The 17,464-nt window shown below is 33.5% G+C and carries 22 protein-coding genes; 15 read left to right on the top strand and 7 right to left on the bottom strand.

The window, feature by feature from the left end:
- The first annotated feature begins 532 nt into the window (after nucleotides 1-532).
- The 7 genes from IEX29_RS25270 to IEX29_RS25245 all read left to right on the top strand — a co-directional run bounded on the left by IEX29_RS25270 (nucleotide 533) and on the right by IEX29_RS25245 (nucleotide 4,781).
- A complete protein-coding gene (locus IEX29_RS25270; protein WP_188738446.1) occupies nucleotides 533-1,015 on the top strand; it encodes a hypothetical protein in 483 nt (160 codons plus the stop codon).
- A 57-nt stretch (nucleotides 1,016-1,072) separates the two neighbouring features.
- Entirely contained in the window at nucleotides 1,073-1,534 is a 462-nt protein-coding gene (locus tag IEX29_RS25265) for a GNAT family N-acetyltransferase (protein WP_188738444.1), read from the top strand.
- Nucleotides 1,535-1,732: 198 nt separating this feature from the next.
- Entirely contained in the window at nucleotides 1,733-1,969 is a 237-nt protein-coding gene (locus tag IEX29_RS26935) for a hypothetical protein (RefSeq protein ID WP_229720389.1), read from the top strand.
- Nucleotides 1,970-2,157: 188 nt separating this feature from the next.
- Nucleotides 2,158-3,075: a class I SAM-dependent methyltransferase gene (locus IEX29_RS25260; RefSeq protein WP_188738442.1), complete on the top strand. Its 918-nt coding sequence runs from the start codon at nucleotides 2,158-2,160 to the stop codon at nucleotides 3,073-3,075.
- Between the two features lie 319 nt (nucleotides 3,076-3,394).
- The gene (locus tag IEX29_RS25255; RefSeq protein WP_188738440.1) at nucleotides 3,395-3,538 is read left to right on the top strand and encodes a GyrI-like domain-containing protein; all 144 of its coding nucleotides are present in this window, start codon (nucleotides 3,395-3,397) and stop codon (nucleotides 3,536-3,538) included.
- Nucleotides 3,539-3,715: 177 nt separating this feature from the next.
- Complete coding sequence (locus IEX29_RS25250; protein ID WP_188738438.1) at nucleotides 3,716-3,997, top strand: hypothetical protein; 282 nt, start codon at nucleotides 3,716-3,718, stop codon at nucleotides 3,995-3,997.
- A 13-nt stretch (nucleotides 3,998-4,010) separates the two neighbouring features.
- Nucleotides 4,011-4,781, top strand: coding sequence for a CPBP family intramembrane glutamic endopeptidase (locus IEX29_RS25245; protein ID WP_188738434.1), 771 nt, complete (start codon nucleotides 4,011-4,013; stop codon nucleotides 4,779-4,781).
- Between the two features lie 322 nt (nucleotides 4,782-5,103).
- On the opposite strand, the gene IEX29_RS25240 is transcribed toward IEX29_RS25245, so the two are convergent.
- Genes IEX29_RS25240 through IEX29_RS25230 form a run of 3 tightly spaced genes read right to left on the bottom strand, consistent with a single transcriptional unit; the run spans nucleotide 5,104 to nucleotide 8,368 of the window.
- Complete coding sequence (locus IEX29_RS25240; protein WP_188738432.1) at nucleotides 5,104-6,216, bottom strand: ABC transporter permease; 1,113 nt, start codon at nucleotides 6,214-6,216, stop codon at nucleotides 5,104-5,106.
- Between the two features lie 28 nt (nucleotides 6,217-6,244).
- On the bottom strand, nucleotides 6,245-7,414 hold the full coding sequence (locus IEX29_RS25235; RefSeq protein ID WP_188738430.1) for an ABC transporter permease: 1,170 nt from the start codon (nucleotides 7,412-7,414) through the stop codon (nucleotides 6,245-6,247).
- A 12-nt stretch (nucleotides 7,415-7,426) separates the two neighbouring features.
- Complete coding sequence (locus tag IEX29_RS25230; RefSeq protein ID WP_188738428.1) at nucleotides 7,427-8,368, bottom strand: ABC transporter ATP-binding protein; 942 nt, start codon at nucleotides 8,366-8,368, stop codon at nucleotides 7,427-7,429.
- A gap of 203 nt (nucleotides 8,369-8,571) precedes the next feature.
- Between IEX29_RS25230 and IEX29_RS25225 the strand changes: the two genes are divergently transcribed.
- Nucleotides 8,572-9,165, top strand: coding sequence for a TetR-like C-terminal domain-containing protein (locus tag IEX29_RS25225; protein WP_188738426.1), 594 nt, complete (start codon nucleotides 8,572-8,574; stop codon nucleotides 9,163-9,165).
- A 591-nt stretch (nucleotides 9,166-9,756) separates the two neighbouring features.
- Here the strand turns inward: IEX29_RS25225 and IEX29_RS25220 are convergent.
- On the bottom strand, nucleotides 9,757-10,146 hold the full coding sequence (locus IEX29_RS25220; protein WP_188738424.1) for a hypothetical protein: 390 nt from the start codon (nucleotides 10,144-10,146) through the stop codon (nucleotides 9,757-9,759).
- A gap of 35 nt (nucleotides 10,147-10,181) precedes the next feature.
- Nucleotides 10,182-10,385 (bottom strand): helix-turn-helix transcriptional regulator, encoded by a 204-nt coding sequence (locus tag IEX29_RS25215; protein ID WP_188738422.1) that lies wholly within the window; start codon nucleotides 10,383-10,385, stop codon nucleotides 10,182-10,184.
- Nucleotides 10,386-10,620: 235 nt separating this feature from the next.
- Here IEX29_RS25215 and IEX29_RS25210 point away from each other — a divergent pair, with 235 nt between their 5' ends.
- The 5 genes from IEX29_RS25210 (at nucleotide 10,621) to IEX29_RS27150 (ending at nucleotide 13,119) form a co-directional block, all read left to right on the top strand.
- The gene (locus IEX29_RS25210) at nucleotides 10,621-10,767 is read left to right on the top strand and encodes a hypothetical protein (RefSeq protein ID WP_188738419.1); all 147 of its coding nucleotides are present in this window, start codon (nucleotides 10,621-10,623) and stop codon (nucleotides 10,765-10,767) included.
- Between the two features lie 263 nt (nucleotides 10,768-11,030).
- Entirely contained in the window at nucleotides 11,031-11,198 is a 168-nt protein-coding gene (locus tag IEX29_RS25205; protein ID WP_188738418.1) for a hypothetical protein, read from the top strand.
- Nucleotides 11,199-11,525: 327 nt separating this feature from the next.
- Nucleotides 11,526-12,143 carry a DUF3885 domain-containing protein gene (locus tag IEX29_RS25200; RefSeq protein WP_188738501.1) on the top strand — a complete coding sequence of 206 codons (618 nt, stop codon included), beginning with the start codon at nucleotides 11,526-11,528 and terminating at the stop codon, nucleotides 12,141-12,143.
- A gap of 47 nt (nucleotides 12,144-12,190) precedes the next feature.
- Nucleotides 12,191-12,733, top strand: coding sequence for an alcohol dehydrogenase catalytic domain-containing protein (locus tag IEX29_RS27155; RefSeq protein WP_308423673.1), 543 nt, complete (start codon nucleotides 12,191-12,193; stop codon nucleotides 12,731-12,733).
- 110 nt (nucleotides 12,734-12,843) lie between these two features.
- Nucleotides 12,844-13,119, top strand: a complete 276-nt coding sequence (locus IEX29_RS27150) for a hypothetical protein (protein ID WP_308423672.1) — start codon at nucleotides 12,844-12,846, stop codon at nucleotides 13,117-13,119.
- Between the two features lie 65 nt (nucleotides 13,120-13,184).
- Here IEX29_RS27150 and IEX29_RS25190 read toward each other — a convergent pair whose 3' ends face one another.
- Nucleotides 13,185-13,349: a DUF4177 domain-containing protein gene (locus tag IEX29_RS25190; RefSeq protein WP_188738416.1), complete on the bottom strand. Its 165-nt coding sequence runs from the start codon at nucleotides 13,347-13,349 to the stop codon at nucleotides 13,185-13,187.
- Nucleotides 13,350-13,813: 464 nt separating this feature from the next.
- On the opposite strand from IEX29_RS25190, the gene IEX29_RS25185 reads away from it, so the two are divergent.
- The gene (locus tag IEX29_RS25185; protein ID WP_188738414.1) at nucleotides 13,814-14,068 is read left to right on the top strand and encodes a hypothetical protein; all 255 of its coding nucleotides are present in this window, start codon (nucleotides 13,814-13,816) and stop codon (nucleotides 14,066-14,068) included.
- A gap of 302 nt (nucleotides 14,069-14,370) precedes the next feature.
- Entirely contained in the window at nucleotides 14,371-15,624 is a 1,254-nt protein-coding gene (locus tag IEX29_RS25180; protein ID WP_204799073.1) for a Y-family DNA polymerase, read from the top strand.
- A 482-nt stretch (nucleotides 15,625-16,106) separates the two neighbouring features.
- Here IEX29_RS25180 and IEX29_RS25175 read toward each other — a convergent pair whose 3' ends face one another.
- A complete protein-coding gene (locus IEX29_RS25175) occupies nucleotides 16,107-17,093 on the bottom strand; it encodes a hypothetical protein (protein WP_188738411.1) in 987 nt (328 codons plus the stop codon).
- Between the last annotated feature and the right edge of the window lie 371 nt (nucleotides 17,094-17,464).

Here is a 17,464-nt window from a genome sequence, read left to right as displayed (position 1 = left end):
CAAATCTACTTAATAACCTCTCTTTAATTCGTATCCCTTTAGTAGGTCAATATAGGCTTGATTAGAAGATTTTTTACCAAAGAGATTATCCTGCTATTTTTATAGATTATCTTTATTTTTCTGATCAACTCAAGAAATCGCTTGATTAATGAAATTAATATTGTTTTAAATTTAAGTGATCACTTGTTTTTTCAAGTAGACCAGTGAGGAAATTATTTATTCACTAAATACCAGTTGATGATTAATAACATAAAATTTTAAACCTCCCTCATTTGAATTGTTCAGAAAAAAATAAATTTTCATCCTAAATATTTCTATACATGTAACTGATATAGCAAGATAAGTATAGTCACAAATGAATGAAGGGGAATATATCCTATTTTGTAGATCTGGTAACGGGCTTCTAAGCAGAGATATGCTTATGAATAAAAGGAAGACAGGTTTATTTTCTTACATATTTCTATTCATTCTCCTTTGTTTTACAATGCTAAGGTTTGACAAAGTATTAGAAAAAATCGGGAGGGAATAACTTATGAATATTAATCAGATAACTTCAATACCATCACAAGCGTTCTTTATTAAGTCAAGGACTACAAACACTGAAACGGAAGCTCCGTTTAGTGAGGAAGTAAAGAAAACACAAGATGTGTCTTTAAAGGAGAAAGATACATTAAATATTTGGAAAGAGCTATCTGAAAAATATGATATTACCAATGCTAACTTTGACGAGCTTAACGGGATGAGTAAGTCATTGTATGAAGCCGGCGAAATTTCTCTTAAAGAGCATGCCATTTTAACTTTTGATTTTGATAGAGCAACAGAATCTTTAAAGCGGGAAATACCTAAAGTATCCCCTGATTTTACCATGTACGCTACACAAGCTGATGCGTCCGGAAAAAGAAATTGGATAGAAGAATTTCAGGCAAGAGCGGATAGAGCATTTGGATATGGTAATTTAATTGGACACCAGACAAACCTTAATGCAGCAGGAATTTTACAGAAATTAGAGCGCTAAACGGAATTGCTTTGACTGGCAATAGTGAAAAAAATAAATAATAGAGAGGTAAACAATATGGATTGGTCTATTAGAAAAGCTTCGTTAAGCGATGCTGATGCGATAACCGAATTAAGAATAGAACTTCTTACAGCAGCTGGTGACGTAAATGAAGGGAATAAGGCTAAAGTGTATCATGCAAACCAGTCTTATTTTAAGGAAAAGCTGTCTAAGGGTGTTTTTTCTGCCTGGTTAGCAGAAGTCGAAGGAGCCATTATCGCTATAAGCGGATTGGTCTTTTTTGAAAGACCTCCTCAAGGGGAAAATATCAATGGAGTAGAAGCATACATAATGAATATGTACACGAAGCCAGAATACAGAGGCTTGGGAATAGCTCGTAAATTACTGGAAGAATGTATTTCTCACTGTAAACAGACAGATGTGGGGCGGATATGGTTACATGCCTCTGACAACGGTTATCATCTTTACAAGAAAATGGGCTTTGTTAATAAGGATTCGGAGATGGAGCTGTTGTTATAAACGCTTCAAAAAACTGAAAGTGATATTTGTTGTGATGTCTCATTCTGGTCCTAAGTAAAATAGTGGCGTGAGCTGGAAGATGAACAAACAGAATTTACATATAAAGAAGGGGAGAAGATTTTCAAGGGGAATGTAGTTGGAAAAGTATCTACTGCTATTCAGTACTTTACTTATTCCGATGCCGATACTAATTGGTTTTTGACACAACTCTATAAGATCTCTAAAAAAGAAAATAAATTTATTGTTCAAGATGCTGCTGAAGCATTGTATGAAATAATCAGAAACCGGTTGAAGAAAGAAAAAGATATTGAAATAGATCTTACCCAAGATATCATAGATAACTTCGGCAGCCATATGAGTACAAGTTATGATCCAGCACTTAAAAACTATTCTAAAAAACTGCAAAGAATTTTTGATGAGACAAGAAATAATTAAATCAAAGATTCATTGTAATTAACAAATATAAATTTCATACGTAGTTTCACGATAAATTTGATGTATTACAAAGTCATTATATTTGACAAAAAAATCTATTTATGCTATAATTTACAATTAAAATATTACCGTGTATAATGAGGTTCTCCTGGCCAGGGGAATCTTATTTTTTTATGGAGGATTATTGTATGGAAAATAATGAATCAAGCTTAACTTCCTTAATCTCAGCTTTTGGTCGAGCTTACCACAGCAAATATGATACGCCTAAAATTTTTGACGATTTTATTGCAAAGGATTTTATTACCCAAAAAGAATTCTCAGATATTCGTGAGAACATGATTGGCGGAATTCAATTCTTTAATGCTCAAATTGCGAACGAGTTTCAAAATGACCCGGAAGAGATTTTAAAATGGATTACACAAGTACAACTTTCTCCAACGCCTTTAGCGCGTGCAGCTTATTGTGAAAATGTATTATTTCATGAAATATCGCAGGGTGTTGAACAGTATGTCATTTTAGGAGCTGGATTAGATACCTTTTGTTTCCGGTATCCGAATTTAAACAATAGCTTAGAAATATTTGAAGTCGATCACCCTGCAACGCAGAATTTTAAAAAGGGGAGATTGGCAGAGGCTAATTATCAAATTCCAGATAACCTCCATTTTATTTCAGCTGATTTCACCAAAAATTTTACTGTTCAAAATCTAATCGAAGAAGGTTTTAACACCGATAAAAAAACTTTATTTAGTCTTTTAGGTGTTTCTTATTATTTAACAAAAGGGGAAATAGCCAGCTTAATTGATAAATTATTTGCTAAAATCCCATCAGGAAGCTCTATCGTTTTTGATTATGCAGACGAAAATCTTTTTATAGAAAAAGGATTATCTAATCGTGTTCAAAATATGGTTCAATTGGCTTCAGCTAGCGGTGAACCCATGAAATCATGTTTTACCTATGATGAAATAGACATATTATTAAAAAACTTAGGGTTACTCATTGATGAACATTTATCACCTGCTGCGATTAATGAAAAATTCTTTCGCAATCGTACAGACTATTTATCTGCATTTGAAACAATCCATTATATTCATGCTGTAAAAAATTAAATATGAATACTTCTATACCCTTTTCTGGAAGTACCTTTAATTGAGATTGGAACAATTATATTTTCTGTTTTATGAATAACGAGGCAAGATATAATGAAGGGAATATGTTAAAAAGTATAGTGCTTTCCTGGTTCTTGTTGTATCAAGGCAATTCTAGACTTTTGATTGCTCAATTAGCCTGTTATTCAAAATAATTAAAAATATAAATTTGAGGCATTTTATCATGATTAAAAAATATTTGCTAATATTATAAATAGTTTTAAAATACACCTGGAAAAACATTTTAAATCGATATATGCTGATTTCCAGGAGGGATAACATGAAATTTAAAGTTGAGAATTTGCCCACAAGAAAAATTGCGTTTTTTAGAAATGCAGGACCTTATGGTAATGAGAAAAACTTTGAAATGATGAAAGAATTTAAGAAATGGGTACGTTCAAATGGGTTATCAATAAATTTTTAATAGCAATTAGGTGCTGGTTAATATCCAGCACCTAATTGCTATTATTTTATTCTATTTATATGTCGTGATAACTTTATATTTTAGTTAGGTATTACAGAAAAGGGTCATTTTGTTAAATGAATGAAACCTTTTATATGCTAAATTCGTAATAACTATTATATAAAGGAGGCAAAAGAAATGGGAATTCAAATGATAATCGGTCTAATTATCGGTATAGCTTTAATTGGAGCTGGCTATGTTGTTCGAACAAACAGGGAATTTTCCTTTCTTGCGGGTTTTGGCCATACGTGGGAACCGGTTAATAAAGAAAGACTGGGAAACAGAGGTGTTATAGCTATTTTAACATCTATTTTCACCATAGGCTTTGGCGCTATCGTTGGAAAAATTTCTGTAATATTAGCTATTATTGATGTAATCGTAATCATTATTGTAATCGGATTAGATCGTATGTGGCATTGAAAGGGGTACATACATGGGAAAGTGGAGAATAAAACTAGTCTTATTATTTGCGATATTAAATACCATAGGAATATTTGCTATCATTCCATATCAAATAACTTTAATGGGCGGACAATCTGCATCAGGAGATATACCAAATTCATTAATAGTTATGATAAATTCAACAGTTCAGATTGTGTATATGTTTGTGATGATATTAATTGGTTTAAGGCTTCAAAATCGTACAGGATTAAATGCCCCTGTATTAAATGGAATTGTTTACCCTGAAACACGCATACATATCTCAAAAAAGTGGTTAACAAGCAGTATTGTTGTAGCGTTAATTGGAAGTCTTATTACCATTCTTCTGGATTTATTTGTATTTAGTCCTTTGATGGAGGCACCAATGGGTCAATCCTCCTCGCCAAATTGGTGGCAAGGCTTACTTGCTTCCATATACGGAGGATTTACAGAAGAAATAATGCTGCGGTTGTTTGGGATGACACTCATTGTATGGCTGCTGGCTTGGATAACCAAAAAACAAAAAGGGGATATTCCTCATAGTTTTTATTATATAGCCATTTTCCTTGCAGCTATATTATTCGGGCTGGGACACTTACCAGCTGCAGCACAAGTTTTTGGCGGGTTATCCGCAGTGATTGTTACCCGCACTCTGGTCTTAAACGGACTTTTAGGCTTATGGTTCGGTTACTTGTATTGGAAAAGAGGTTTAGAATACGCAATCATTGCACATATATCAGCGGATATCTTTTTACACGTTTTAATTGTGCCGATACTCAATTAAGCAAACGGGGACGATTATGGAGTAACATGGATAGAAAACGCATCTTGATCTATCTTAATCTTAAATCAAAAACTTTTCCTTTAAAATATTGACACCCGCCAGAATCTCTTCCAAAATAATTTGAATGAAGGGGACGCCTGTTTAACAACATTTGCGCTAAGCTGAAATGATCAAAATAAGTTAAAATAAGATGACTATTGGGCATTGTCGCGGGACAGAAATAATATTTGTATTGGCATCTTTTTATTCATACTTTACGGTAAAACGCCGCCCTCAGTATTATGCTAAGGGCGGCGTTTTACCAGGAAACAGCTAAGACTTATTATTGTCCTGCACTATTTTTTGCTAAAAGTTCTCTTTTATAAACAATTGGCAGTATCGCAATGAAAATACAGGCAACTGCAATCAAAATAACATACTGACTGACATCTAAACCGTTACTAAAATTATGCAACACGGGATTGAACCATTCAAAAATATAGGAGAACCCCCATACTTCAGAAAATGCTCTGGCGATCGGCGGTAAACCGGCAACACTGTTATAGCCGCCGGCACCAAAGAAGGTTGCCATAAATGTCACGATAATAATTGGTTGGATAACCCGGTATCTCTTTAAAAAATGAGCAATAATAATCCCCAGAATAGAGCAGGCAATTAAGGCAGGTATGATGCCTATATAAATAGTCAGCAGATTTTGAGGTTCCAACCGGAATACAAGCATGCCTGCAATCATAGCAGAAATCGATGCGGCAAAGGCCATTAAGATAGATGTCAAAATCGTACCTATACCTGCAAAGATATTATTCAGAGGTGTGAGGGATATTTCTTTTTGTGTCCGGTTCTCTATATCAAAAGCAAATAAATTTGCTGCTGTAATGGTAGCAGTGAACATAAATGCCAGCAAGACACTGCTTCCTGCAATAAAGGATTCCCGCCAAACATCTTCTTCTTTCTCAGTAATGAGTTCTGACGCTGCAATAAGTTCATTATTATCTGCAAGTTGGTTTAAAACTGTATGTTCCAATCGCAGACGAACATTTTTCATCATGTCTGTATTAATATTAAAGGTTTCTGTATAAACCATCTGCGATTGCTGAAAGTTATCAGGAATACGAATAAGCATTTGTAATCTTCCGTTTTTAACAGCAGCACTAGCTTCCTCATAATCCATTTCCATAATTGAAAAATAAGGTGAAATATTAGAATGTGTTGTTTCTAAGTTCTTTATAAATTCCTGTGACTCTTCACTACTGGATTCGTTGACCAGACCAACGGGCCAGTCATCTCCGCCTGCGCCCATTATCATTGCTGTTAAAATCATCACAACAATAGGCATTACGAAAGGGGCGACAAGAAATTGTTTTTGACGTAAAAGTAATTTGATATTTCTTTTGTTAATAGCAGCAATCGCATGATATCCTGCTTTCCATTTCACATTGATCTCTCCTTCCTGTTTTTTTCTTTTACTGACCTCCAGATGTAAATAAATTGTTTTTTAATTTAACAATAGAAGCCCAGCTAAATATCAGAATCGTTGCTGGAATAGTAATGATGCTTGTATAAAAGTTTGAAGCGGTGGTTACTGGATTGGTTGCATGCATAAGTAAACTATTTTTTCCAGTGACAAAAATAACACGCATGGTATCAGTAATATAAGACATGGGCAGATAGCTGGCGACTCTCCAAATAAATTCGATTGGCCCACCGTAAGCAAAACCACGAATAGAAGACTCATTTCCACTTAGTAAGTAAAGCGAAATACCAAGAACAGCAGATAAAGTGATAACTGGTAAAGATTTTTTAATAGTAACGGCGGTAAAGGCCCCCAGAGAAGCGCCTATTAGAAACAGAATAAAGAGCCATCCAATAATAGCCAAAGAAACATTAGTAATAGGGAAGTTCAGCGTAAAAGCCATTAAAATCATGACAAAGATTGTTGTAACTGTTGTCAGCAGTAAAGCTGTGGCAGCTTTTGCCACTAACAATGGAGCAAAGCCATTTGGAGACAGAGAAATCTCTTTACTTGTTCGTTCTTCCCATTCTCTGGTTATTAAGGTTCCTGTATTAACCATTCCAGAATAAACCACTGCAAACATCAATAAACCGATAGATACATAAAACTTCATTGAAATATCATTTTCAAACGTCGAAGATTCTTCAGTTATACTAATATTATTTGCACTATCTCTGCTTTCCTGAAATTGATATAAGGCGTGAGAAAGACGAAGTTGGAAGTTTTTCGTTCCATCTGAATTCATGTTGTTAACATATAGTTTCACCTTTGCGTCTTCACCTTGTTCGAGTTGTTGCCCGAAATTCTCAGGTATTTCAACAAGAGCAGGGGATTCTCCATTCTGATACATCTGAAAAGCTTCTTCCGGACTATAAGTTCTTATTTCATAATATGGCCCATCTTCCGTTTCCATATTTTCCATAATTGTTGTTAATTCCTTGCTCGCAGCATCATCTGAATACTGCGCAATTACAACGGGATTTGTGGCAGACAATTGCGAAATTAGGGAATAGAGAAAGATAAAAACGATTGGAACAATAATACTTAAAATAAGCATAGAAGGATTTCTTAAAGATATTTTTAAGTCTTTTTTTATCATTCCTTTGATAGCTTGAAACATGATATATACCTCCTAGTTTCTTAATTCCCGTCCTGTGAAGTGCAGGAAAACATCATTTAATGTTGGTTCATTCATTTCAAAGGTGTTTATTTTATCATTTAAGAAATTTATTTGATCCATTAAGGTGAAGAAATCTTTTCTATCTTCTAACTGAACTTCAATATCTGTTTTATCTTGTTTCAGGTGATAAATATCTCGAAGGGCATTTGCGGCCTTGCCGGCTGCTTGTTGATCCTGAAAGTTAAGTAAAACGGTATTTTTATCAATTTTTTCTTTCAAGCTTTTCGGTGTTCCAGCAATAATTTCTTTACCATGGTCGATAATAAAAATATGATCAGCAAGAGCTTCCGCTTCTTCCATAGAATTAGTAGTTAAGAAAACCGTTTTGCCTTCTTTAGCTAAATTTCTAATTTGATTCCAAATCGAATTACGGGATTGGACATCTACTCCTAAGGTCGGTTCGTCCAGCAATAATATATCCGGTGATGTCAATAATGCTCTTCCCAACGCTAATCTGCGCTGCATCCCGCCAGAATATGTTCCTACACGATCATTTTTTCTCTTTTCTAAACCAACCAGATTCAAAGCGTGTTGAACACTGGAATGCCAATCTTTTTTAGGGATGCCATAGTATTGTGCATGAAACACTAAATTTTCATAGGCAGTCAGGTCATTGTAAAGAGCCGTTTCTTGTGGTACAACAGCCAATAAATCACGTACTTTTTTCATATTTTTAACCGGATCTAGATTCATCACACTTACTGTTCCGTCTGTAGGTCTGTTCAAACCATTAATCATATTAATAGTGGTTGTTTTACCTGATCCATTCGGTCCCAATAACGCAAACACTGTTCCGGCTTCTACTTCAATATTCAAATCCTTTAGTGCATAAAATATGTCTCCTTTCTTTTTGCTGTATGATTTATTTAAGTTATGAATAGAAATGGTTTTCATAAAAGTTTCCTCCCAATAAAAAGAATCATATTTTTGCTAAGCAGAAATATTTATTTTCCAAACAACATGTTGTTGCCCCTATTGTAATTCAGGTATAATAAAGGAACAACCGAATAAATTTAATGATCTGTTGGTTAACAAACATGAGGGAAGAAAATGTTTTTAAAGTTATAGATAAACAACAAAAAAGGAGGAAATGTTTTATGGGAAACACAAATGATTTACGTGTTGTTAAGACAAAACAGCTTCTAAAAGAAACTTTGTTGAGCCTTCTTGAAAAAATAGAATTTGAAGAGATAACGATAAAGAAGTTAACAGAGCGTGCACAGATTAATCGCTCCACATTCTATGCGCATTTTTACGATAAATTTGATTTATTAGAGAAAACAATCAATGATGAATTAGTTTCTTTTGTGGAAGAAGTTGCACCAAAGAGCGAGGAAGAATTAACTTTAACAGATATACCTAATCCTTTTTATTTAAGGGCAACACAATATATTTACCAACATGGAGAATTTTTCAAATTAATGATGGGGGAGAACGGGATACCTTCTTTTCAACAGCGTTTTTTGAAAATTATTGAGAAATATATGACAGAACACTTGGGAAAATTTCATCCTGATCCTCAACGAATGGAAATTCCAAAAGAGCTGTTTATCTATTATGTTGCCCACGGTTATGTAGGGGTTATTTCATATTGGCTGGAAAGTGGAATGAAGTATTCTCCGGAATATATGGCAGAAAAGTTATCCATTATGACAATAGATGGGCCGTTTAGTGTTGCTGGTTTAAAATGAAAGTCAGGTGAATTTGTTGCTTGTGGTGGTAAAAGACAGAAATAAAATGGTCCTATGTAAAGAAGCTTATAGTTCATAATAAAAAGAAAAATCTGATAGTGATAAATCAATTTCGTGGTTTGGTGTTGTAAGGAATGTGAATTACAATATAAAATAATTACAATGAATTGGGAAACTAAGATTTTAATATAGAAATAGAAAAAATGATTCTGTAAGCTAAGCGATATCAAGGCTTTTACTAAATATAATGAGGGAAACGTTTTGGGGGTAATATAATTAGGCAGAAAGAGGAATAAAAATGGTATATGCTACTATTAGAAATAGTAACATATACTTCTTACACGGGGAAAACAGTCATTATTGCAACCATATAAATATCCTAAATTATAACAGGAATAAAATATCATAAACGACAAAAGCGAACAAAACTGATCTAGCAGGTTAACAACAATCAATTTTCTTCGCTTTTTACATTTATAAGGATATTCACGGTAGATTTTAAAGTTATCTTACCTGAAATTAAGATATTAGCCTGATTTAAATTTTCATTAAAAAATAATCTGCTATTCATTCCTAACTCATTTAACCATTTTAGTAACGCTTGGATAATATAACAAAGGAGGAAAAGACAGTTGCTATTGCTAAGGAAGCTAATATACTTACTGTCTGATATCCATTTAAGTGAATAACTTCAAATTGAAAGAGCGGCATAAGAATAACCATATAACCTACAATGATAAAGAAACTAAAAAATATGCCTCTTTCCCGTATCCTTTTTGTTCGTTCATCATTATCTTTAAATTGCGGGTATAAATAAGCCAGACAAAAAGACATAATTGTTACGCTAAAATAGACAAGCTCATATCCGGCAAAGAAATTCCCTGTTGTTATACTGGCAAAACCTATTAATAACGTATAAAAAAGAAAGATAAAGCCTGCAATCAAGAAAAATATTCTTCCGGTTTTGCTGTTCATTTTCATAAATTAACACTCCTATTAAGAATTGGATTTGCAAATTACTTTCCGTCCTCTTCTAAAAGAAAAACATCTTCCACTGTCGTATGAAAACAACGTGCAATTTGAATAGCAAGAGGCAATGAAGGGTTGTAGCGGCCTTTTTCAATAGAAATAATCGTCTGGCGGGACACACCCAACATATTTGCCATTTTTTCTTGAGAAATTCCATTTTCTTGTCTTAATTGTTTCATCCGATTCAGCATATTAGATAACATTCCTCTCTATATTTCTCATTGTAAAGTAAAGGACGCTTTACTGTCAAGGAAGGTTTACATACAGATATTATATCCTCCATATTTAATTATTATTTCAATTTTAATAGGTTTTTTTATCCAAGTTTTTTTGCTTTTTAAGCATAAAACGATGCAAGTCATTCCACTTTTTACTTCAGATTTCTGTTTCTTTGCCATAATTTAAGCAAAAGGAAGGAGGATCAGAATGAAAATAAATATCGATATTGACGACAGACATGAAGAAATGGGGATAAACATCCAGACAAGGGAATGGACAGTGGAACTGGGGGAAATTGTGAATATCTTTAAAAAGGTAAAGCAGCAGCATCATTTTGATTTTGAAGAAGATTAAAAGTAAATAAGGATACAGATGGAAAGTCTCAAAGAAACTAAATAAGAACTGAAAGAGGAGAGATTATATTAACAAGTTAATGGCGGTTATAATAATTTAGAATATAGAAAAATGTATTACAGTAGAACACTTGAAATCTTCTAAAACAGAGCCTTTTAATGATTAAAAATCAACAGTGCTTCTTTTTAAGAGGTACTGTTGATTTATTTCCTGCGTTTTACTGAATATATTTGAGGGAAAGGAGTAAAAAGGAGGTGTTCGACATGTCTTTGTGGAAATTTCTTATAATTGGGATTGTTATATTTATCGTTATTGCACTACCAGCCTTTTACTTTATTTCAGGATCATTAAGCTGGGATATTTTATGGAGGGCGGCACTCCCTTTTCTTATAGCAATTTTAGTTGTTTACTTTTTAATTTCCAGGAGATGAAACGAGACTGCAAAGACATTAAAAACTACCTCATAGAGCGTGTTCAAGAAGCCCCTTATTTTTGAATGAAAATAAAAATGCACCTTCAGCGAAATATGGTAAAATGAGAGTGGCCAAACCACTAAAAATACCAATTTGCAAGGTGCATTTTCATAGAATAAAAATTTAACTAATTCCTTTTCGCTACCAGTATTTTACGCCGGATAGGCTCACTTGGAAAGTTTAGGATATAACTATAAAGGATAAAGCTTATCTAACTCATTAAGCAAATATAGTAGCCATCATCATTGATAGAAATGAGGTTTGAAAGTGACATTAGAAAAATATATGAAACTGAATTTTCCTGATTTAGAACTTAGACCGCCACTTTTTTATAATTGGGATATAAGTATTCGTTTTGAATTAGGTATGGATTACAATTTTGAAAATCATTCCTATTTGGAAGGAGTTTATAAAAGAGCTATTGACTTATTTAAATCCATTCATTCACCAAACGATAATATGTACATTGTTGTGGATGTAAATCACTTTGGAAATCATCCATCTTTCTCAAGAAAGATAAATGTCTTTTCTAAGTATGTAAAAGAAAAAGCAGTGCTGTATAAGTTACATAAACATACCATACCTTATATTTTTCCAGAGGATGATGAGAATGGTACATATAGAACAGATAGATTTATGTTGAAATGCAAAACATCAGATTTTAAATTCATTCCTTTAATCAAAGCAATCTGCAATCAAGATATGGGAGTAAGACCCGGAATTTCACATCGTATATATTTTATTAATATGGATAAGAATACGATATTTCACATCTATGATGATAGAGGCTGTGATTTGCTGGCAGCAGCACCTGAAACAATACGGGATATTTATGAAGAATATAATGAGTGGATCTTGGATTATGACCGGAATGAGATCGATAATGCCTTCAAGAAAAGTTGATGGAGAAATAGAAACAATTTCAAATTTTATTTCTAAGGAGGATATTAATGAATCAAAACTCCCTTTTATTATACGGAAAAAAAGACTTGAAATGGACTCAGAAAGAAATACCGCCTCTTAAAAAAGATGAGGTATTAATAAAAACAATTGCAGGAGCAATCAGTATTGGAACAGAACTTTCACAATATATGGAAACGGATAAAAATGAAGACTCTCTACAATATCCGATAGGAACCGGTTATGAAAGTTACCGCGAAATAATTGAAGTTGGCAGCGAGGTGAAAAATCCTAAGGTAGGGGATAGGGTAATAGCTTTTTATGGCCATAAAGATTACGAGATAATTAAAAGTCAAAATGCAATACCTGTTCCAAAAGAAATTCACCACTCAAACGCATTGCTTACCATATTGTCCTGTGATTCCGCAAAAGGTGTGCTTAAACTTAATCCGGGCAAAGAAGATAAGGTATTGGTAACAGGTATGGGTACAATGGGACTTTTAACGGTTCATTTTCTTAAAGAATATATGAATGTTTCTCACGTTGATGTATTGGAACCAATCCAGCAAGAGGGGATATTGCCCGGCTGTTAGGAGTTAATAATGTTTTTAATGATATATCGGAGTGTCCAAATAATGATTATAATTATGGATTAGAATGCTCGGGATATAAAGATGCCTTTAATACTCTGCAAAAATCACTCATGCAAGAGGCAGCGTTATGCATTCTTTCAGATGGAAATAAAGAGAAATTTGAGCTGCAATCAGCGTTTTACGAGAAAGAGTTAAACATAATGCGGTCGAGCGATGGCTGGAACTATAAAAAACACTCTGAATGGTTTTTTGAAAATGTATTGCAAAAAGCCTCCCATTTAGACAAGCTATTTGAACTGAAAATTGGGAAGCAAGAATTGATTCAATGTTTTGAGGATTTGAGCACAGGTAAAGTTAATCCAATAAAAGTATTAGTTGAATATTAATGCCATGAAAAGTAAGATAGACACTTCTTAAGAGAAAATAAATCAAAAGCATAGGGATATTTAAATCACGAAGAAATCTCTCTCTTAAAATAATAAATTGTCCCGTTAACTCCTGATAATTCCCATCCCTCTTTGCCGAGAGAATTTAGTTTTTCAGTTATTGTTACATTGAATTCAATATTATTGAGCTGAATCTGCATATTTTCCACTTTGTACTCAAATTGTTTCATAACAAAACCTCCAATTTTATTATATAAAGTTTCTTTTCAAATCATTGTAACAGATTTAACAAATCAAGATAAAATAATATTAATATTCCTTTAAGATGTCGCACAATAATTGGTATAGATTAGGTTTTGAAGAGATAGAATACATTAATAGTAAAGTTAATAAAAATGCATGGGAAACAGGGTTCTTTTTAATAGCCCATTCTAATGAGACCACTCCATGTTGTGGTCTTAACAATTATAGCTTACTTTATAGAGCAAGGATGTTGATTAATAGATTCTCCCGGTATGGACGATACTATCTATGCTAAGTTATACGTTTAATCTTATTTTTCGCCGGGAAAGCACTTAATACATAGATAAATTGGAGTATTTCAACCTATATAAAAAACACTACCCTATTTAAGGAAACTTGAAGCAAATAAAATTGCTTTGAACAATATAGACTTTCTAGGAAGGTGGCAAGAATGGTTTATACCTCTATAAGTATTATCAATATACTTATTGTATTATTTCTGGCAATAAGAATATTTATTAACAAAAAATCACCAACTACTTTTTCTATCCGGATTGGATTCGCAGCAGTAGTATTCTTATCGACGCTGCTCGTCTTTCTTAACAATAATGCTACGAATACTACATTTGAATACATCACCGTGGTAATAGGCGCAGTGTGTGTTATCTTGATTTTGTATGATGCATTTACTGCTAAAAAGAAATAATATTCCATAACCACCCCTCATCTGTAGCTGCTGTAATAGCTATGGCAGGTTGTTATAGATGCAGGGGCTTTTTGTTGAAAATATAACTTGAACCTCTTTTCCTCCAAATTGATCAGCATTCTTTCCATATAAAACAATTCCATATATTACATATTATTTTCTTTCTGATATTATTGACCTGGCGAACGTATATTCCTATAATTGATGCGTATAATAAATGGAAACAAACATTCGTATCAGGAGAGATGATGATGAAAAATATTACCATGATAGACTATTCTAATGAACCTCGACGGGATATTATGTGCATAGATGCCAAATCATTTTTTGCAAGTGTGGAGGCAGTTGAACGTAAGCAGCACCCTTTAAAAGCCAGAATTGCCGTTGTATCCAAACCGGACAATCAAGGCGGCTTGGTTTTAGCTTCTTCCCCTTTAGTGAAAAAGGAATATGGAGTTAAAACCGGAACTAGGATTTACGAAATCCCGCGAAATGCAAATATAGAAATAGTTGAACCCAGAATGGCTTTATATTTGAAAAAGAATCTGGAGATATTACGTATTTTTAAGCGCTATGCAGCAAAAGAGGATCTGCTTGTTTATTCGATTGATGAGTCATTTCTTGATGTGACGAGATCACATAAGCTCTTTGGCAGCACACACGACATAGCGAGAAAAATACAAAATGACGTCTGGCGGGAATTAGGACTAGTTTTAACTGTAGGTATTGGAGATAATCCTCTGCTTGCAAAATTAGCCCTTGACCATCAGGCAAAGCATGACAATCAAAATGGATTTATTGGCGAGTGGCGATATGAAGATGTACCTCATACGGTTTGGAAAATAAGGCCGCTCATTGACTTTTGGGGAATCGGTGCGAAAACAGAATCAAAATTAAACAAAATGGGTATCCGGAGTATCCAGGACCTTTCACAATACAATCTTCGTAAGCTTAAAAACAAATTCGGCATTATGGGAGAACAATTATTTTTTCATGCGCATGGAGTGGATCGGACACTTTTATCAGAGGTTTATAAACCGAGAAGTACGTCATTTTCCCGAAATCAGATACTAAATAGAGATTATGTGGTTCAAAATGATATTGAAACGGTTATTCGTGAAATGACGGACGAGAATACAGCAAGATTAAGAAAGCATCACCTCATGACTGGAGTAGTAAAATTAGTCATTGGATATTCCAAAGATGTTATACAGAGCGGATTTAGTCATCAGATGAAGATTGAAGCAACCGATTCATCAAAAAAGTTGAAAGGCTACATGCTAATAATCTTCTATAAATACTATCAAGAAAATTTACCGGTAAGAATTATTAATGTTACTTTTGGAAAGCTTCAATTAAAACAATCGTTACAGTTAAGTCTGTTTGAAGCAGCGGAAGAAACAATTGAAAATGAAGAACTGGATCAAGTGATTGATTTTATAAGAGGTAAATATGGATATACCTCATTATTACATGCTTCCAGCTTGTTAGATAGCGGAATGGCAAGATATAGAGCTAAACTTCTTGGCGGTCATAGAGCTGGAAAAGATGAATGAGGGAGCTAAAAGTAAGTATCCGCTGGTTCTACTGGCGGGTACTTACTTTCTTCAATATAATTTATATTTTCTTTTAAACTTCAAATTAATCATATCCTAATAAAAGTAAGTGACCGATTGTTTGTAAATTTCCTCTGGGATAATGGATATTGAAAACTTGTGAAATCCAGATCCATAAAATAAAAAGTAAGCATATCATGGATAAAAATATACCTATGATGGATAAAACCATAATAAAATTGTTCCTTCTTTTCACAGTCAATATAAGACTGATAATAAAACATAACATACTGAATAGAAATATATAGCCTATATTTACACCTATTATGAAAAAAAGACCAACAGCATATGGAGTAAAAAAACTAACACCAAGAATGATCCAACCTAATATTAAATAAATGTTTCTGCAAATCTTCATGATGGCACCTGCTTATACTGCAATAGCTTTAGCAGGGAGTGCTTATTTGCGGTTGTTTAATAGTTTAATTAAATAAATTCAACATATTTTTATTCCATTTTAAGAGGTCATTCAAATAACCTGGCTGTTCTTCTGTTGTTCCAGTCACAAGTCCATTTTCCCATATGAATGTATCAAGTGTTGATTTTGCGGCTTTGATTTGATCTTCAGCTTGCTGCTGGCTTGATTCAAATTCATTTATTATCTCTGCACGATATTTTTCTTTATTAGTCTGGAGTTGATTTAAAAACTCATCTGATTCCGCAGCTGTTCCTTCTCCAGTAACAAACTGCTCTAAATAGTCCTTATCCATGTACTTTTTGGCAAGTGTATAAAAACTGACATCATTATCTTCTGAAAGAGGACTGCTATAGTTTTTGAATGGTTCTATCTCACTATTGTCAAAGACAACATATCCTTTTTCCCGCAAAACATCGTTTTTATAATACGTATTTATTTCTTTCATGAAAGCTGCAGCTTCTTGTTCGTCATCAAAATAATGTTCGGCAATATATTCAGCCTGTTTCAGTGCCATTTCCCGGTATGCTGCCCGTTCCTCGATGCTTTTATCAGACATGGAAACAGAGCTGCGAATGGCCGAACCTAATTCTGCTGCATAAAGGGAGGCGTTTGTGACCTTTCCATCCAGCGCTTCTTTAATGGTGTGCTGAAGTGTGTTTTCAGGAAAGTGATACTGGACACCTTTAATACTAAATTCATCCTCTAATCGGTTAAAGGCCTGTTCTTTTTCTAATTGTTCAAGCTTTCTTTTTTCGATGGCTTCTGCACTATGATATTCTTCATAGAATTTTTTGAATTGCTTTCCCAGCATATCATCTTGATTGGATTTTTTAAGATTTAGTGATTGCATATATCTATTCTGGGATTCATCACTTATCGTTATTGTTGCTGCTTGAGGGTCAGCCTCATTTTTATCCGGAATATTTTTATCTGCCAGGGTCTTCATGGGATTGCTGGTTGTTTGTTGAATATGCGTAGAGATTTTAAACAAGCTTTTCATCCTCTCCATAATTCCTAATAGGTATTCTATTTTTCATGTTGTAATTATTTTAAAGAAATTTGATTTTGTTTGTAGGCATTTTCTTTGAGGTTAGGTATAATATCTGTGGCCTGAGATTGATGATCCAAATATAATTTTAAGCAAAATACTAATTGATAAGAGAAGGCTGGCAATAAAATAACATATTTCAAATATAGTTATTGCTTTTTCTATAACTTCTTCATTAAATTTGTCCTCCTTGTATGTATTTGCCTGCTATTTCATATATCGGATGTAAACAGAATTTCTTTAATTCAAGAAATAAAAGCTTATTCTATCCTCTGATTTTGAATATAGGATAAGTTATTATCCATTTGCTTACC

This window comes from Oceanobacillus neutriphilus (assembly GCF_014645515.1).
GTDB classification, from domain to species: domain Bacteria; phylum Bacillota; class Bacilli; order Bacillales; family Amphibacillaceae; genus Oceanobacillus; species Oceanobacillus neutriphilus.
This window is presented reverse-complemented; position numbering and strand designations above follow the sequence as displayed.

Excerpts from the sequence above, each read along its gene's own strand:
- IEX29_RS25270 (WP_188738446.1), top strand. The coding sequence starts at position 533 with ATGAATATTAATCAGATAACTTCAATACCATCACAAGCGTTCTTTATT.
- IEX29_RS25265 (WP_188738444.1), top strand. The coding sequence starts at position 1,073 with ATGGATTGGTCTATTAGAAAAGCTTCGTTAAGCGATGCTGATGCGATA.
- IEX29_RS25260 (WP_188738442.1), top strand. The coding sequence starts at position 2,158 with ATGGAAAATAATGAATCAAGCTTAACTTCCTTAATCTCAGCTTTTGGT.
- IEX29_RS25255 (WP_188738440.1), top strand. The coding sequence starts at position 3,395 with ATGAAATTTAAAGTTGAGAATTTGCCCACAAGAAAAATTGCGTTTTTT.
- IEX29_RS25250 (WP_188738438.1), top strand. The coding sequence starts at position 3,716 with ATGGGAATTCAAATGATAATCGGTCTAATTATCGGTATAGCTTTAATT.
- IEX29_RS25245 (WP_188738434.1), top strand. The coding sequence starts at position 4,011 with ATGGGAAAGTGGAGAATAAAACTAGTCTTATTATTTGCGATATTAAAT.
- IEX29_RS25235 (WP_188738430.1), bottom strand. The coding sequence starts at position 7,414 with ATGTTTCAAGCTATCAAAGGAATGATAAAAAAAGACTTAAAAATATCT.
- IEX29_RS25230 (WP_188738428.1), bottom strand. The coding sequence starts at position 8,368 with ATGAAAACCATTTCTATTCATAACTTAAATAAATCATACAGCAAAAAG.
- IEX29_RS25225 (WP_188738426.1), top strand. The coding sequence starts at position 8,572 with ATGGGAAACACAAATGATTTACGTGTTGTTAAGACAAAACAGCTTCTA.
- IEX29_RS25220 (WP_188738424.1), bottom strand. The coding sequence starts at position 10,146 with ATGAAAATGAACAGCAAAACCGGAAGAATATTTTTCTTGATTGCAGGC.
- IEX29_RS25215 (WP_188738422.1), bottom strand. The coding sequence starts at position 10,385 with ATGCTGAATCGGATGAAACAATTAAGACAAGAAAATGGAATTTCTCAA.
- IEX29_RS25210 (WP_188738419.1), top strand. The coding sequence starts at position 10,621 with ATGAAAATAAATATCGATATTGACGACAGACATGAAGAAATGGGGATA.
- IEX29_RS25205 (WP_188738418.1), top strand. The coding sequence starts at position 11,031 with ATGTCTTTGTGGAAATTTCTTATAATTGGGATTGTTATATTTATCGTT.
- IEX29_RS25200 (WP_188738501.1), top strand. The coding sequence starts at position 11,526 with ATGAAACTGAATTTTCCTGATTTAGAACTTAGACCGCCACTTTTTTAT.
- IEX29_RS27155 (WP_308423673.1), top strand. The coding sequence starts at position 12,191 with ATGAATCAAAACTCCCTTTTATTATACGGAAAAAAAGACTTGAAATGG.
- IEX29_RS27150 (WP_308423672.1), top strand. The coding sequence starts at position 12,844 with ATGCAAGAGGCAGCGTTATGCATTCTTTCAGATGGAAATAAAGAGAAA.
- IEX29_RS25190 (WP_188738416.1), bottom strand. The coding sequence starts at position 13,349 with ATGAAACAATTTGAGTACAAAGTGGAAAATATGCAGATTCAGCTCAAT.
- IEX29_RS25185 (WP_188738414.1), top strand. The coding sequence starts at position 13,814 with ATGGTTTATACCTCTATAAGTATTATCAATATACTTATTGTATTATTT.
- IEX29_RS25180 (WP_204799073.1), top strand. The coding sequence starts at position 14,371 with ATGTGCATAGATGCCAAATCATTTTTTGCAAGTGTGGAGGCAGTTGAA.